At 62.9% G+C, this 17539-nt stretch carries 4 protein-coding genes; all 4 read left to right on the top strand.

What is annotated here, in order from left to right; genetic code table 11:
• The first annotated feature begins 133 nt into the window (after positions 1-133).
• Positions 134-1111: a TauD/TfdA family dioxygenase gene (locus LCH65_RS18935; RefSeq protein WP_003371683.1), complete on the top strand. Its 978-nt coding sequence runs from the start codon at positions 134-136 to the stop codon at positions 1109-1111.
• 407 nt (positions 1112-1518) lie between these two features.
• Positions 1519-4929 carry a non-ribosomal peptide synthetase gene (locus LCH65_RS18930; RefSeq protein ID WP_074808076.1) on the top strand — a complete coding sequence of 1137 codons (3411 nt, stop codon included), beginning with the start codon at positions 1519-1521 and terminating at the stop codon, positions 4927-4929.
• Positions 4926-12785: a non-ribosomal peptide synthetase gene (locus LCH65_RS18925; protein ID WP_226439719.1), complete on the top strand. Its 7860-nt coding sequence runs from the start codon at positions 4926-4928 to the stop codon at positions 12783-12785. The genes LCH65_RS18930 and LCH65_RS18925 overlap by 4 nt, the downstream gene beginning before the upstream one ends.
• 14 nt (positions 12786-12799) lie before the next feature.
• Positions 12800-17539: non-ribosomal peptide synthetase (locus tag LCH65_RS18920; RefSeq protein ID WP_226439718.1), on the top strand; the 4740-nt coding region annotated here is incomplete at its 3' end.

Genomic DNA, 17539 nt, shown 5'->3' with positions numbered 1-17539 from the left:
CGAACGCCTTCGCATGCCCCGTGAATGGGGTGGTACGGCTAATTTTTCAGCGGCGCAGTACGTTCAATCTGGACATTGGTGTTGCGCCAGGCCACAGGGGCTCGGGCGCTTTTGCCATCAAGGGAGAGACATCATGAGTCATGCGTTGAGTTTGGATATCCGGCCGCTGCTGGCAGGGGCGGGCAGCTTGCCGATGCTGGTACAGGCACCCGAGCCCGGTCTGGACTTGATGGAAGCGCTGGGCGAACTCAAGCCTCTGGTCGCCGGGCACTTGTACAGCGCTGGCGGGATTCTGTTTCGCGGCTTCGAGGTGGGCGGCGCAGAGGCATTTCGCGAGTTCGCCGCCGGTTTCGGCGATCCGCTGCTCAATTACGAGTTCGGCTCTACGCCGCGCAGCAACGTCACCAAAGGCGTGTACACCTCGACCGAGTACCCGGCGCACCAGAGCATACCGCTGCACAACGAGCAGGCCTACACGCTGGAATGGCCGATGAAGATCTGGTTCTACAGCATGATCGCGGCGCAGACAGGTGGCGAAACACCGATCGCCGACAGCCGCGAAATCTACCGACGCATTCCGGCGCGCATTCGCGAGCGCTTTGTCGAAAAGAAACTGATGTACGTGCGTAACTACGGCAACGGGCTCGATGTGGAATGGAGTCAGGTATTCAATACCGAAGATGAGTCCGTGGTCGAAGCCTACTGCCGGGCGCACAACATCGAGTGCGAATGGAAAGACGACGGCGAACTGCGCACCCGCCAGATCTGCCAGGCAATATCGCGCCACCCGGTGACCCACGACACCGTCTGGTTCAACCAGGCGCACCTGTTCCACATCTCCAACCTGCAGCCGGAAGTGCGCGAAACCCTGCTCGACGTAGTGGACGAAGAAGACCTGCCGCGCAACGTCTACTACGGCGACGGCTCGCCCCTCGAAGAAACCCTGCTGGACGAAATTCGCGGCGTACTTGATGAATGCACCGTCAGCTTCCCATGGCTGGAAAACGACGTACTGATGCTCGACAACATGCTCACCGCCCATTCCCGCGCACCCTTCACCGGCAAACGCAAAGTGGTGGTGGCCATGGCACAGGGGCATTCGGATAAGTAAACGCCTTTGCCTGCTTTGGCCCCATCAAAGTAGGTCGCCGAGGGGCGAAAAGGTGACCTGAGTCGAACCTCAGTCTACCTGAGGTCACAGAGCCGCTGTGTGATGCAGAGCGTGGGGACGATAGTCACAGAGTGCGCAATGGCCTCTTCGCGAGCCAGCTCGCTCCCACAACATGGCATGTGGCATTACCACGCGTGAGCGTGCATAACGATGGTTGTCCGGCTTGTGATTATCATGCCTGCGCTCCGCGTAGGCATGCAGTTCTGGACGCTCTGCGTCCTCTCTTCAGTGCGCGGTGCAATGCAGAGCCTCACCCCCGAGAAACCTTTCTAAATATTTCCTCGCCAATTCGTTCTTGTTGATACGACCCCGCCCGACGGTCAGCCCCACTCAGCAAGGATCGACCCATGAACCCCGAACACGCCCAGAAACTCGCTCGCCGCTTTGTCGAGTTACCCCTTGAAAAACGCCGCCTGTTCCTCGATGGCATGCGCAAGGAGAACATGGATTTCTCGCTGTTCCCGATCCCTTCCTGTGCCGGGCTGGCCGAGCGTGACGGTCTGTCCTATGCCCAGCAACGTATGTGGTTTCTCTGGCAACTGGACCCGCACAGCGCGGCCTACAACCTGCCGATGTCGGTATGCCTGAACGGTCCTTTGGAGCTGCCTTTGCTGGAGCGGGCCTTCAGTGCGCTGGTCGAGCGACATGAAAGCCTGCGCACCACCTTCGGCCAGGAGGGCGACCGGGCGTTTCAGCGTGTCGCGCCGCCAGCGCCAGTGAGCATTCGCCTGACCGACCTGAGCGCTTTGCCGCCCGGGCAGGGCTGGGCCAGTGCGCGTCAGGCCAGCGCCGAACAGGCCGCGCAAACCTTCGATCTGCAGCGCGGGCCGCTGTTCACCGTGCAGGTGCTGCGTCTGGCCGAACAGGAGCACCTGCTGCTGCTCAACCTGCACCACATGATCACCGATGGCTGGTCGATGAACGTGCTGATCGACGAATGGCTGCGCGGCTACGACGCGCTGCTGGCCGGTAAACCGCTGCCTTTTCAGCCGCTGCTTGTGCAGTACCGCGATTACGCGGTCTGGCAACGCAGCTGGCTGGAAGCCGGTGAGCAGGAGCGTCAGCTGGACTACTGGCGCAGCCACCTGGGCGACGAGCATCCGCTGCTGGAGCTGCCCACCGACCGTCCCTATCCGGCCTTGCCCAGCCACGACGGCGCTCGCCTGGAGCTGGCACTGGAGCCCGAGCTGCTGCGCAACCTGAAAAGCCTCGCGCAACGCCAGGGCGTGACCCTGTTCGTGGTGCTGCTGGCGACCTTCAAAAGCCTGCTGCATCGCTACAGCGGGCAGACCGATATCCGTGTCGGCGGCCTGATCGCCAACCGCACCCGTAGCGAAACCGAAGGGCTGGTCGGCTGCTTCATCAATACTCAGGTACTGCGCAGTGCAGTGACGGCGCAGACCCGCTTCGTCGACCTGTTGAATATCGTCCGCGATGCCTCGACCGGTGCCCAGGCGCATCAGGAGTTGCCATTCGACGCCATCATCGACGCCCTGCAGCCGGAGCGCAGTCAGAGCCATAACCCTTTATTTCAGGTGATGTTCAATCACCAGCCGGTGGTGGCTGACCTGCTCGACAAGCAGTTGAGCGGCGGCCTGCGCGTGGCCAATCTGCCTGCCGAACAACAGGCACTGGCGCAACGCTCGCACGCCGCCGCCAGCGACCTGATGCTGGCCACCAGCGGTGAAGGCGAGCAACTGCATGCCGCCTTCACCTACGCCACCGACATTTTTGACGAGTCGACCATCGCTCGTCTGGCCGGGCACTGGCGCAACCTGTTGGCCTCGGTGTGTGCTGACCCGCTGCAGACCATCGCCGAACTGTCGATGCTCTCGGCCGACGAGTGCACGCAACTGCTGGATGTCGACAGCGCCACCAAAGCCGACACCACAACCCCCGCGCATCGCCAGTTCGAAGCGCAAGTGCAGCGCACACCGGACGCCCCGGCATTGATCCTCGCCGGTGAAGGCCAAGCGCCCAGCCTGAGTTACACCGAACTGAATGAGCGCAGCAACCGTCTGGCCTGGCAACTGCGTGAGCAAGGTGTCGGCGCAGACGTGCTGGTCGGCGTGGCGCTGGGTCGTTCGCTGGACATGCCCGTGGCGCTGCTCGCCGTGCTCAAGGCTGGCGGCGCTTATGTACCGCTGGACCTGAATGCGCCGAGCGAACGCTTGCGTCATGTGTTGGCGGACAGTGGCGTGAAACTGCTGCTGACCCACAGCGATCAGCTGACCAGGCTGCCTGAGCCGGCTGACATTCAATGCCTGTGCATCGATCGGATGAGCAGCGAAGCCGCCAGCGTGCAAAACCTCGACGGCCCGATCGATCCGGCCAGTCTGGCCTACGTGATTTACACCTCGGGGTCGACCGGGCGGCCCAAAGGCGTGGCGATCAGTCATGCGGCGCTGGCCGAGTTCGTCACCCTGGGGGCGGACTACAGTGACCTGCGCGAAAGCGACCGGGTCCTGCAATTCGCCACCCACAGCTTCGATGGCTTCGTCGAGCAGTTCTACCCACCGTTGTGTCGCGGTGCGGCCGTTGTCCTGCGTGACGAACGCCTGTGGGACAGTGCCACCTTCCATCAGACCATCGTCGAGCACGGCGTGACCCTCGCCGACTTGCCAGCGGCCTACTGGCTGACGCTGGTTCAGGACTTCGCCGCCAGCCCGCCCGCACATTACGGCGCGCTACGCCAGGTGCATGTCGGCGGCGAAGCCATGGCCGTGGAAGGTCTGCACCTGTGGCGCAAGGCAGGGCTGGGGCATGTACGCCTGCTCAATACCTACGGCCCGACCGAAGCCACCGTGGTGTCGAGCATTCATGATTGCAGCACGCTGACCCCGCCGCAGGTGTCCTGGCGCGGCGTGCCGATCGGTCAGGCGCTGGCAGGACGACGCCTGTACGTTCTCGACGATCAAATGAACCTGCTGCCGCAAGGTGCGGTGGGCGAGCTGTACATCGGCGGTCCTGGCCTGGCGCGGGGTTATCACGCCCAGCCCGGCCTGAGCGCCGAACGTTTCGTCGCCGATCCGTTTGTCAGCGGTGAGCGCCTGTACCGTACCGGCGACCGCGCCCGACTGCGCGCCGATGGCGCTGTCGAGTACATTGGCCGGGTCGATCATCAAGTGAAAGTTCGCGGTTTCCGTATCGAGCTGGGCGAGGTCGAATCGCGCCTGCAGCAATGCACGGGCGTGCGCGAGGCTGTGGTGCTGGCCGTCGAACTGGCGGGCGGCACGCAGCTGGTCGCCTACGCCGTGCCGGACGTTGCCGCCACCACAGAGGCCAAACAGTCGGCCCTGCGCCAAAGCATCCGCATCCAGCTGCAAGCCTGCCTGCCGGATTACATGGTGCCGACGCACATGCTGCTGTTGCCCGAATTGCCCCTGACGCCCAGCGGCAAGCTGGACCGCAAGGCATTGCCAGCCCCCGACGCAAGCCAGTTGCAGGCGCGTTATCGGGCGCCGCGCAGCGAGGTGGAAATCTGCCTGGCGGCCATCTGGCAGGACGTCCTGCATGCGCCTCAGGTGGGTCTGGACGATCACTTTTTCGAACTGGGCGGGCATTCGCTGCTCGCCGCGCAAGTCATCGCCCGGATCAAGACGCAGTTGGGCATCAGCCTGCCGCTGCGCACTCTGTTTGAAAAACCGCTGCTCAGTGAGCTCGCCGGCGAAGTGGCAGCGCTGACCGACAACAGCACGGACAACGACTGGAGCGACATGGACCAGTTCATGGATTCACTGGAGGAATTCGGCGCATGACCGGGACCACTGCTGCACGCATCGCGAAACGTTTTGTCGGCCTGTCGCTGGAGCAACGCCAGCAGTTCCTTGCCCGGTTGCGCCAGGAAGGCAAGGATTTCAGCCTGTTGCCGGTTCCGGTCAGTCGGCATGATGTCAGCGCCATTCCGCTGTCCTTCGCTCAGCAACGCCTGCTGTTCCTCTGGCAGCTCGATCCCTCGAGCGACGCCTACAAGATGACCACCGGCCTGCGTCTGCACGGCACGTTGAATGAGTCGGCGTTGCGTCGTGCGTTCGATCACCTGATCGAGCGCCACGAGGTGCTGCGCACGGTGTTTCACACTGATAGCGATCAGGCGCAGCAAGTACTGTTGCACGACCAGACAATCGCGTTGGAGTGTATCGATCTGGCCGGTTTGACCGATGTCGAACTGCGCGATGCCGAGCTGGCGCTGCGAGTGGCCACCGTCACGGGCCAACCGTTTGATCTGCGCACGGGGCCGCTGTTGCGCGCGCACCTGTTTCGCCTCGCGGACGATGAACATGTGCTGGTCGTGAGCATGCACCACATCGTCTCCGACGGCTGGTCGATGGACGTGATGATTCAGGAGTTCGTGCACTGCTATCAGGCGTACTGCGAAGGCCGTGAGCCCGCGCTGCCCGAACTACCGCTGCAATACGCCGATTATGCGATCTGGCAGCGCAGCTGGCTGGAGGCGGGCGAGGGTGCACGTCAGCTGGACTACTGGCGTAACCAATTGGGCGAAGAGCAACCGCTGCTGGACGCCGCACCGGATTTCCCGCGTCCGGCCACGCAGAGCTACCAGGGTGAGCACCTGCGCTTCGATTTCGGTGCTGACCTGTCGCAGCGGCTCAACGCCTTTGCGCGCACGCAGGGCATGACCCTGTTCATGCTGGTGCTGGCCGGCTTTTCGCTGTTTCTGTCGCGCAAGGCCGGGCAGCGCGATATCCGCATCGGCGTGCCGAATGCCAACCGCGGTCGCGCGGAAACCGAAGGGTTGATCGGCTTCTTCATCAATACTCAGGTTTTGCGCTGCCAAGTGGACGAACGCCTGAGCTACCTTGACCTGCTGGCGCAGATTCGCGACACCTCGTTCGGTGCGCAGGCGCATCAGGACGTGCCCTTTGAGCAACTGGTCGATCAACTGGCGCCCGAGCGCAGCCTGGGTCACAACCCGCTGTTCCAGGCCAAGTTCAACCAGAACGTGGTCCTCAAGCAGAAAACTGCGCTGAGGCTGGCCGGGCTTGAGGTCAGCGAGTATGCCTTCGACAAACAGGGCGCGCATTTCGATTTGGCGCTGGACATCACTGACGACGGCACACTGATCCACGGCGACATGGCCTACGCCAGCGACCTGTATAGAAGCTCGACCGTCGAAGGCTTTATTCCTGAACTGCTCGCGCTGTTCGAAACCCTGCTCGACGCGCCGCAGGCACCGCTGTTCAGCCTGGGAGCACTCGCGGTCGAGCCAAGGCGCGACGCTCGCGAACCCGCACCGCACATGCTGCAACTCTGGGACCGACAGGTCGAACGGCAACCTCATGCCCAGGCAGCCCGCTGCCTGGAGCGCACGCTGACCACGCTGCAACTGGAGCAGGCCGCCAATCAGCTGGCTCATCATCTGATCCGCATGGGCATCAGCGAGGGCAAGCCGGTCGCAGTATTGATGGAGCGTTCGCTGGACTGGCTGACGGCCGTGCTGGCGATTTTCAAGGCCGGCGGCGTGTACATGCCGCTGGACGTCAAAGCCCCCGATGCGCGACTGCAACAGATGCTGGTCAATGCGCAGGCCGGGGTGCTGCTGTGTGCCGAGGGTGATGTGCGGCAGACGTCGCTGGGTGTTGCCGGTTGTCAGGGCCTGACCTGGACGCCTGCGCTGTGGCAGGACCTGCCTGTCAGTCGCCCTGACACCCGGCCTTCAGCCGATTCGGCGGCCTACGTGATTCATACCTCCGGCTCGACCGGCCAGCCAAAAGGGGTGCTGGTCAGCCAGGGTGCGCTGGCCAGTTACCTGCGCGGCTTGCTGGAACAGCTGCAACTGGCACCCGAGGCAAGCATGGCGCTGGTCTCGACCATCGCCGCCGACCTCGGCCATACCGTGCTGTTCGGCGCGCTGTGTTCGGGACGCACGCTGCACGTGCTGACCGAGGCGCTGGGTTTCGATCCGGATGCCTTCGCGGCCTACATGGCCGAGCATCAGGTGGGCGTGCTGAAAATCGTCCCCGGTCATTTGGCCGCGCTGTTGCAGGCCGGCCAGCCAGCCGACGTACTGCCGCAGCATGCGCTGATTGTCGGCGGCGAAGCCTGCTCGCCCGTGCTGATCGAGCAGGTGCGTCAGCTCAAGCCGGGTTGCCGGGTGATCAACCACTACGGGCCGAGCGAAACCACCGTTGGTGTGCTGACTTATGAGGTGCTGATGTCGCTCCCACAGGATGCATGTGTATCCACTGGGGTGAACGTTGGCGACCCTCTGCGCAGCGTGCCAGTCGGCACATCGTTGCCAGGGGCCAGTGCTTATGTGCTGGACGACGTGTTGAACCCTGTGGGCACTCAGGTTGCCGGCGAGCTGTACATCGGCGGCGACAGCGTGGCGCTGGGCTATATCGGCCAGCCCGCGCTGACCGCCGAGCGCTTCGTGCCGGACCCGTTCGCGAAGGATGGCACGCGCGTCTACCGCAGCGGCGACCGCATGCGCCGCACTCATCAGGGCCTGCTGGAATTCATCGGCCGGGCTGACGATCAGGTCAAAGTGCGCGGCTATCGCGTCGAGCCGGCAGAGGTCGCGCGGGTGTTGCTGGGCCTGGCTTCGGTGGCGCAGGTCAGCGTACTGGCGTTGCCCATCGATGACGATGATACCCGGCTGCAATTGGTGGCCTACTGCGTGGCGGCAGGCGGGGCTGACCTGAGTGTCGACAGCTTGCGCGAGCAACTGGCTGCGCGCTTGCCGGACTACATGGTGCCCGCGCAGATCATGCTGCTGGACAGTCTGCCACTGACCGCCAACGGCAAGCTCGACAAGCGCGCCTTGCCCAAGCCTGGCATGGTCAAACAGCGCTACACCGCGCCAGTCGGCGAGATCGAGGAAAAGCTCGCCGCCGTGTGGGCGGATGTCCTCAAGCTGGAACAGGTCGGCAGCACCGACAACTTCTTCGAGCTGGGCGGCGATTCGATCCTCAGTCTGCAGATCATCGCCCGCGCCAAGCGTCAGGGCATCAAGCTCAGCCCCAAGCAGCTGTTCGAAAAGCAGACCATCGGCCAACTGGCTTCGGTGGCGAAACTGATTCAGAAAAACCCCGCCGCCGTGGCAGAGCAGATCAGCGGTTCGTTGCCGTTGCTGCCGATTCAGGCGCGTTTCTTCGAGCTGGACATCCCCGAGCGTCAGCACTGGAATCAGGCGCTGATGCTCAAGCCGTTGCAAACGCTGGAGGCCACTTATCTTCAGACTGCATTGACTGCGCTGGTCGAACAGCACGACGCACTGCGCTTGAGTTTCACCCAGCAGAGCGGCCAATGGCAGGCCACCTTCGGCGCGCTGAACACTCGCGAGCTGCTCTGGACCCATGAGCTGGACAGCATCGAGCGCTTGCCTGAGCTGGCTGATGAGGCGCAGCGCAGCCTGGACCTGAAAAACGGCCCGCTGCTGCGTGCCGTGCTGATCAACCTGCCACAAGGCGAACAGCGCCTGTTGCTGGTGATTCACCATCTTGTGGTGGACGGCGTGTCATGGCGGGTGCTGCTGGAGGACCTGCAACAGGCGTACCTCACCCTGGCGCAGGGCCAGCCGGTAGCACTCGCGGCAAAGACCACGTCGCTCAAGCGTTGGGCCGAGCAATTGCAACAGTATGCGACCGGCCAGAAGCTGAACACCGAGCGCGATTACTGGCTGCAGGCCTTGCAGGGCGAAGACCAGCCGCTGCCTCGCGACAAGCCCGAAGGCACGATGCGCAATCGCGACGCGGCGCATGCCTCTTCCTGGCTGAGCCGGGACCTGACCCACAAGCTGCTGAAAGTCGCGCCCGCCGCGTACCGCACGCAAGTCAACGATCTGCTGCTGACGGCGCTGGCCCAGGTCCTCTGCGAATGGAGCCAGCAGCCCTCGGTGCTGATCCAGCTGGAGGGGCATGGCCGTGAAGACCTGTTCGACGATAGCGATCTGAGCCGCACCGCAGGCTGGTTCAGCAGCCTGTTTCCGGTGCGCCTCACACCGCAGATCGCGCCGGGGGCAAGCCTGTGTGGCATCAAGGAGCAATTGCGTGCGGTGCCCGACAAGGGCATTGGTTACGGCGTGTTGCGCTATATGGGCGAGGCGTCTTTCGCGCAGCAGTTGGCTGCCTTGCCGCAGGCGCGGGTCACGTTCAATTACCTGGGCCAGTTCGACGGCAGCTTCAACGAACACCAAGGCGCGCTGTTCGTACCGAGTGCCGACAGTTCAGGCACTGCGCTGTGCGAGGACGGGCCGCTGGGCAACTGGCTGAGCCTCAACGGTCAGGTGTTCGACGGCCAGTTGCAACTGGACTGGAGCTTCAGCTGCGAGGTGTATCACGCCTCGACCATCGACACCCTGGCGCGTCGCTACGAGCAGGCGCTGACCACCCTGATCGAACATTGCACGGCCGGGCATCAAGGCGTCACGCCTTCGGACTTCCCGCTGGCGCGCCTCACCCAGACGCAGCTTGACGAGCTGCCGATTGCTGCGGGCCAGATCGAGGATATCTACCCGCTGTCGCCGATGCAGCAGGGCATGCTGTTTCATTCGCTGTTCGATGAAGGCGTGGGCAACTACATCAATCAGTTGCGGGTGGACATTCGCGGGCTGGATGTGCCGCGTTTCCGCGATGCATGGCAGGCCGCGGTGGACAAGCACGACGTGCTGCGCAGCGGTTTTGTCAGCCAGCGCGAGCAGTCGCTGCAAGTGGTGCAGCGTCAGGTCGAGGTGCCTTTTGTCGAGCTGGATGCGCGCGGTCAGCCGGAAAGCTGGCTCGACGACTGGGCGCAGGCCGACCGTCAGCAAGGCTTCGATCTGGCGCAAGGGCCATTGTTGCGCCTGGCCGTGTTGCGCACCGCCAAAGACGCGTGGCATCTGGTGTATACCAGCCACCATATCCTCATGGATGGCTGGAGCAGCTCGCGCCTGCTCGGTGAAGTGCTGCAACGCTACAGCGGGCAGATGCCAGCGAAACAGGCAGGCCGCTATCGTGATTACATTCAGTGGCTACAGCATCAGGATGCCGCCCTCAGCGAGCATTTCTGGACTGCGGAGCTGGCGGAACTGGACGAGCCGACCCGTTTGCTGCAAGCGTTCAAGTCTTCGGCCGAGGGGCAGGGCTACGGCGACTACATCCAGCTGATCGACAACGACGGCACCCGACGCCTGAACGCGTTTGCCCGCGAGCAGCGCGTCACCCTCAATACGCTGCTGCAATCGGCCTGGCTGTTGCTGCTGCAACGCTATACCGGCCAGTCCAGCGTGACCTTTGGCGCGACCGTGGCCGGGCGTCCGGCCGAGTTGCCGGGTGTCGAAGAACAGCTGGGGCTGTTCATCAACACCCTGCCGGTCATCGCCAGCCCGCGTGCCGAGCAGACGGTGGCCGACTGGGTGCAGCAGGTACAGACGAAGAACCTTGCCCTGCGCGAGCATGAGCACACGCCGCTGTATGACATCCAGCGCTGGGCGCGCAACAGTGGCGAGGCGTTGTTCGACACCATTCTGGTGTTCGAAAACTACCCGGTGTCCGAAGCCCTGCAACGTGCGCCGGACGGTCTGGCCTTCAACGACCTGCGCAATCAGGAGCAGGCGCATTACCCGCTGACCCTTGTGGTCGAGGCCAATGAGGTGCTGTCGGTGCGTTTCAGCTACGACCACCAGCACTTCAGCGCCGAAGGCATTCTGCAACTGGCGGCGCATTTCGATCACCTGCTGCAGAGTCTCTGCGCATCGGCAACCACGCGACTCGGCGAACTGGCATTGCCAACCGCCTGGACGCAAAGCGTGCAGCGCTACCAGAGCGAGCAGTGCGCCCATCAACGCATCGAAGCCCAGGCCGAGCGCACACCGTTGGCCATCGCTCTGAGCTTCGGTGACGAGCAACTGAGCTATCAACAGCTCAACTGCCGCGCCAACCAGTTGGCCCATAAACTGCGTGAGCAGGGCGTCGGTCCGGATGTGCGCGTCGGGCTGGCCGCCGAGCGCGGCCTGGAGATGATTGTCGGCCTGCTGGCCATCCTCAAGGCCGGTGGCGCTTACGTACCGCTGGACCCGGATTACCCGCAGGATCGCTTGGGCTTTCTGATGCACGACAGCGGTATCGAACTGTTACTGACCCAGGCGCCGCTGCTTGGCAAACTGCCAATCCCCGAACAGGTGCAGACGCTCGACCTGGCTGATGTGCTGAACGGTTACAGCACGGAAAACCCGCTCAACCAGACCGCGCCGGACAACCTGGCCTACGTGATCTACACCTCGGGCTCGACCGGTAAGCCAAAAGGCACCTTGCTCGCCCATCACAACCTGATGCGCCTGTTCGCCGCGACGGATGACTGGTTCACATTCAGCGAAAAGGACGTGTGGACGCTGTTCCATTCCTTTGCCTTCGACTTCTCGGTCTGGGAGATTTTCGGCGCGTTGCTGCATGGCGGCCGACTGGTCATCGTGCCGCGCGAAGTAACCCGCTCGCCGGAAAATTTCCATGCACTGCTGGTCGAACAGCAGGTCACGGTGCTCAACCAGACACCGTCGGCGTTCAAGCAGTTGATGCGTGTGGCGTGTGATTCGCCTGTACCGATGTCACTGGAAAAAGTCATCTTCGGCGGCGAAGCGCTGGACGTCGCCAGCCTGAAGCCGTGGTTCGACCGTTTTGGTGATCAGGCAGTGCAGTTGATCAACATGTACGGCATCACCGAAACCACGGTTCACGTGACCTACAGGCCAATAACCGAGGCCGACACGCAAAACCCGGCCAGCCCGATTGGCGAGGCGATCCCGGATTTGTCGTGGTATGTGCTGGACGCGGATTTCAATCCGGTCGCCCAGGGTTGCAGCGGCGAACTGCACATCGGTCATGCCGGTCTGGCGCGGGGTTATCACAACCGCGCGGCGCTGACCGCCGAACGCTTTGTGCCGGACCCGTTTTCCAACGACGGCGGCCGCCTTTACCGCACCGGCGACCTGGCGCGTTATCGGGCTGGTGGGATGATCGACTACGCCGGGCGCATCGACCATCAAGTGAAAATTCGCGGCTTCCGTATCGAGCTGGGCGAAATCGAAGCGCGGCTGCATGCGCACCCGGCCGTGCGCGAAGTGAGCGTGCTGGCGCTGGAAGGGCAATTGGCGGCGTACCTGGTGCCTACCGAGCCTGATCAGGATCAGCCAACGCTGCGTGAAACGCTGAAAAGCCAACTCAGGGCGCACTTGCCCGATTACATGGTGCCTACCCATTTCATCGTTCTCGACAGCATGCCGTTGACCGCCAACGGCAAGCTTGACCGCAAGGCGCTGCCTGCGCCGGACGCCAGTCAGTTGCAGGCCACCTACAGCGCCCCGCAAGGCGAGCTGGAGCAGCAACTGGCAGCGATCTGGGCCGATGTATTGAAGATCGAGCGGGTCGGTCGCAGTGACAACTTCTTCGAGTCGGGCGGGCATTCGCTGCTGGCGGTGCAAATGCTCGTGCGGGTGCGCGAACAGTTGCAGCACGAGGTCAGCCTCAAGGATGTCTTCGAGCAACCGGTGCTGGCGGACTTCAGCGCCACGCTGCAGGAAAAAAATGGCGAAAGTGGCCACGCGCAGGACGAATTGACTAAATCACTGGAGGCACTCAAACGTTTATCAGCGGAGGAAATTGATAATTTGATTGCTTAGCAGGAGAGACCCCAGTGCAACAGTTGCTTGACTCCGTTAAATCGCTGTCCGCCCGTGAACGCAAGGCGCTGGCGGTGCTGCTCAAGCGTCAAGGGGTGAATCTCTACGGGGTCACGCCGATCGCAGTGCGGGAGACGCAGGTGCCGTCCGCGCTCTCCTACGCGCAGCAGCGGCAATGGATCATCTGGCAACTGGAACCGCACAGCGCGGCTTATAACATTCCGCTGGCGTTGCGCCTGCACGGCGCGCTGAATGTCGAGGCATTGCGGCGCAGTGTGGAGCAACTGATCGAGCGTCACGAAACGCTGCGCACCACGTTTGAACAGCAGGGCGATGAAGCGCTGCAGGTGGTGCATCCGGTGTCGCCTTTTGCGCTCGGTGTCGAGCAACTGGCGGCTGGCGAGTCCGTTGAAGCCTGGGTGGATCGCCACGTGCAGCAGTCTTTCGATCTGCTGCAAGGGCCGCTGCTGCGGGTCAACGTGCTCAGGCTGAGCGGGCAGGAGCATGTACTGGTGTTGACCCAGCACCACATCGTCTCCGATGGCTGGTCGATGCCGATCATGGTCGAGGAGTTGATGCAGTTCTACCAGGCCGCCAGCCTCGGTCGCGAGGTCAAGCTGGCGCCTTTGCCGATCCAGTACGCCGACTACGCCCTCTGGCAGCGCAACTGGCTGGAAATGGGTGAACAGGAACGCCAGCTGGCGTACTGGAAGCAGCAACTGGGCGAGCAACAGCCGATTCTGGAATTGCCCACTGATCGGCCGCGTCCTGCGCTGCGCAGTTACCAAGGTGCGCGGCTTAACGTCGAGCTGGACGCTGCGCTGCTTGACGGCCTCAAGGTGCTGGCGCGTCAACAGGGCATCACCCTGTTCATGCTGTTGCTGGCTTCGTTGCAGACCCTGCTGCATCGCTACAGCGGTCAGGCTGATATACGCGTCGGCGTGCCGGTCGCCAACCGTACCCGCAGCGAAACCCAAGGGCTGATCGGCTTCTTCGTCAACACCCAGGTGCTCAAGGCTGAATTCACCACGCAGACATCCGTGGCCGAGCTATTGCAGCAGGTCAAACACACCGCCGTACAGGCGCAGGCGCATCAGGACCTGCCGTTCGAGCAACTGGTCGAAGCCTTGCAGCCGCAGCGCGACCTGAGCCGCAGCCCGCTGTTCCAGGTGGCCTACAACCACCAGAGCGAAGGCCACAACCAGACCCGTGAGCTGGCAGGGCTGCGTCTGGAATATCAGGTGTCCGACAAGCACACCGCGCAGTTCGACCTGACCCTCGACACTTGCGAACGCCCGGACGGCCTGACAGCCGCATTGACCTACGCCACCGACCTGTTCGACGCATCGACCATCGAGCGCATGGCCGGGCACTGGCGCAACCTGCTGAGCGGCATGTGCCGCGACGTCAACCAACGCATCGCCGACCTGCCGCTGTTGAGCGTCGATGAACGGCAAGACACCCTGCGCGACTGGAACCGCGACATTGCGGTTTACCCAAGCGATTATTGTGCCCATCAACGTATTGAAATCCAGGCCGAGCGCACGCCGCTGGCCATCGCTCTGAGCTTTGGTGCCGAGCAGATGAGCTATCAACAGCTCAACCGCCGCGCCAACCAGCTCGCCCATAAACTGCGTGAACAGGGCGTTGGCCCGGACATGCGCGTCGGGCTGGCCGCCGAGCGCAGTCTGGAGATGATTGTGGGGATGCTGGCTATCCTCAAGGCCGGTGGCGCTTACGTGCCGCTGGACCCGGATTACCCGCAGGATCGCCTGAGCTTTCTGATGCACGACAGCGGTATCGAATTGTTGCTGACTCAAGCGCATTTGCTGGGTCAGTTGCCGATTCCTGCACACGTTCAAACCCTGGATCTGGCTGATGCGCTGAACGACTACAGCACCGATAACCCGATCAGCCAGACCGCGCCGGACAACCTGGCCTACGTGATCTACACCTCGGGCTCGACCGGTAAGCCAAAAGGCACCTTGCTCGCCCATCACAACCTGATGCGCCTGTTCGCGGCGACGGATGACTGGTTCACATTCAGCGAAAAGGACGTGTGGACGCTGTTCCATTCCTTTGCCTTCGACTTCTCGGTCTGGGAGATTTTCGGCGCGCTGCTGCATGGCGGCCGACTGGTCATCGTGCCGCGCGAAGTAACCCGCTCGCCGGAAGATTTCCACGCGCTGCTGGTCGAACAGCAGGTCACGGTGCTCAACCAGACACCGTCGGCGTTCAAGCAACTGATGCGTGTGGCCTGCGATTCGTCGCTACCGCTGTCGTTGCAGAAAGTCATCTTTGGCGGCGAGGCACTGGACGTCGCCAGCCTGAAGCCGTGGTTCGAGCGCTTTGGCGATCAAGCGCCACAACTGATCAACATGTACGGCATCACTGAAACCACGGTGCACGTGAGCTATCGACCAATCACGCTGGCCGACACGCAGAACCCGGCCAGCCCGATTGGCGAGGCGATTCCCGACCTGTCGTGGTATGTGCTGGATGCTGATTTCAACCCGGTTGCCCTGGGTTGCAGCGGCGAACTGCACATCGGCCATGCCGGTCTGGCGCGGGGCTACCATCACCGCGCCGCGCTGACCGCCGAACGCTTTGTGCCGGACCCGTTCTCCAATGATGGTGGCCGCCTCTACCGCACCGGCGACCTGGCGCGTTATCGCGCTGCCGGAACCATCGAATACGCCGGGCGTATCGACCACCAGGTGAAGATTCGCGGCTTTCGTATCGAACTGGGCGAAATCGAAGCGCGGCTGCATGCGCTCCCGGCGGTGCGTGAAGTGAGCGTGCTGGCGCTGGAAGGGCAGTTGGCGGCGTACCTGGTGCCTACCGAGCCTGATCAGGATCAGCCAACCCTGCGTGAAACGCTGAAAAGCCAACTCAGGGCGCACTTGCCCGATTACATGGTGCCTACCCATTTCATCGTTCTCGACAGCATGCCGTTGACCGCCAACGGCAAGCTGGACCGCAAGGCGTTGCCTGCGCCGGACGCCAGTCAGTTGCAGGCCACCTACAGCGCCCCGCAAGGCGAGCTGGAGCAGCAACTGGCAGCGATCTGGGCCGATGTGTTGAAACTTGAGCGGGTCGGACGCAGTGACAACTTTTTCGAGCTGGGTGGGCATTCGCTGCTGGCCACTCAGGTGATTTCGCGTATTCGTCAGCAACTGGACGTCGAGTTGTCGTTACGCGACTTGTTCGAAGCGCGTGATCTGGCGGCCTTCGCGCTGGCAGCCGGCGCAGGGCAGGGCAACGACGCGCCGCGCTTCATCAAGGCCGACCGTACGCAGCCGCTGGGGCTGTCTTACGCGCAGCAGCGTCAGTGGTTCCTCTGGCAGCTTGATCCGCAGAACACCGCGTACATTATTCCCGCAGTCCTGCGCCTGCGCGGTTCGCTGGACATCGCTGCGCTGGAGCACAGTTTCAGCGCGCTGATTGCCCGTCACGAAACCCTGCGCACGACCTTCCGCCAGCAGGGCGAGCAGGCGCTGCAGATCGTTCATCCGCCACGTGCCTTGATTCTGTCTGTCGAGTCGCTGCCCAGCGGCCAGACTCTTGAAGCTTGCGTGCAGCAGGAAATGCAGCGCCCGTTCGATCTGGAGCAGGGACCGCTGTTGCGGGTCCGCTTGCTGAACCTCAACACCGATGAGCATGTGCTGATTCTGACTCAGCATCACATCGTCTCCGATGGCTGGTCGATGCCGATCATGGTCGATGAACTGGTGCGCCTTTACGAGGGCTACAGTCAGGGCCGTGAGGTGAGCCTGACCGCGCTGGACCTGCAATACGCCGACTACGCACTGTGGCAGCGGACCTGGATGGAGGCTGGCGAGCAGGCCCGGCAGCTGGATTACTGGAAGCAGCAATTGGGCGATCAGCAGCCGATTCTGGAGCTGCCCGCCGATTATCCGAGGCCAGTGGTACAAAGCCATGCCGGTGCGCGTCTGGCAGTCGAGCTTGAGCCTGCGCTGATCGATGGCTTGAAGCAGGTCGCGCGTCAACAGGGCGTGACCCTGTTTATGCTGTTGCTGGCGTCATTCCAGAGCCTGCTGCACCGTCACAGTGGCCAGTCGGATATTCGCGTCGGCGTGCCGATTGCCAACCGCAACCGCGCTGAAACCGAAGGCCTGATCGGCTTCTTCGTCAACACACAGGTGCTGCGCGCCGAGTTTGACGTGCATACGACGTTCAATGAGTTGCTGCAGCAGGTCAAACACACCGCCCTGCAAGCCCAGGCGCATCAGGAGCTGCCATTCGAGCAACTGGTCGAAGCCCTGCAGCCACAGCGCAGCCTTAGCCACAGCCCGCTGTTTCAGGTGATGTTCAATCACCAGAGCCAGGCCAGCGCCAACGTCCGCGCGCTGCCCGGTCTGCAGGTCGAAGCGCTACTGCCGGACAGTTACCCGGCGCAGTTCGACCTGACCCTCAACACTGCCGAACATGACGGTGGCCTGAGCGCTGGCCTGACCTATGCGACAGTGTTGTTCGACCCGCGCACCATCGAGCGCATGGCCGGGCACTGGCTGGCCTTGTTGCAGGCCATCTGCGCCAATGCCGCACAGCGCATTGCCGAAGTGCCGATGCTCGACATGGCTGAACGGCAGCAGATTCTTCACGACTGGAACGCTACAGCTGCAGACTTCCCCGGTGAAGCCTGCCTGCACAGCCTGATCGAAGCCCAGGTGCGCGCCACGCCGGACGCACCGGCGCTGGTTTTCGCCACTGAACAACTGAGCTACGTGCAG

Source organism: Pseudomonas sp. MWU16-30316 (assembly GCF_020515645.1).
GTDB lineage: Bacteria > Pseudomonadota > Gammaproteobacteria > Pseudomonadales > Pseudomonadaceae > Aquipseudomonas > Aquipseudomonas cerasi.
Note: the sequence above shows the minus strand (reverse complement) of the source record. Positions and strands in the feature narration are given on the sequence as shown.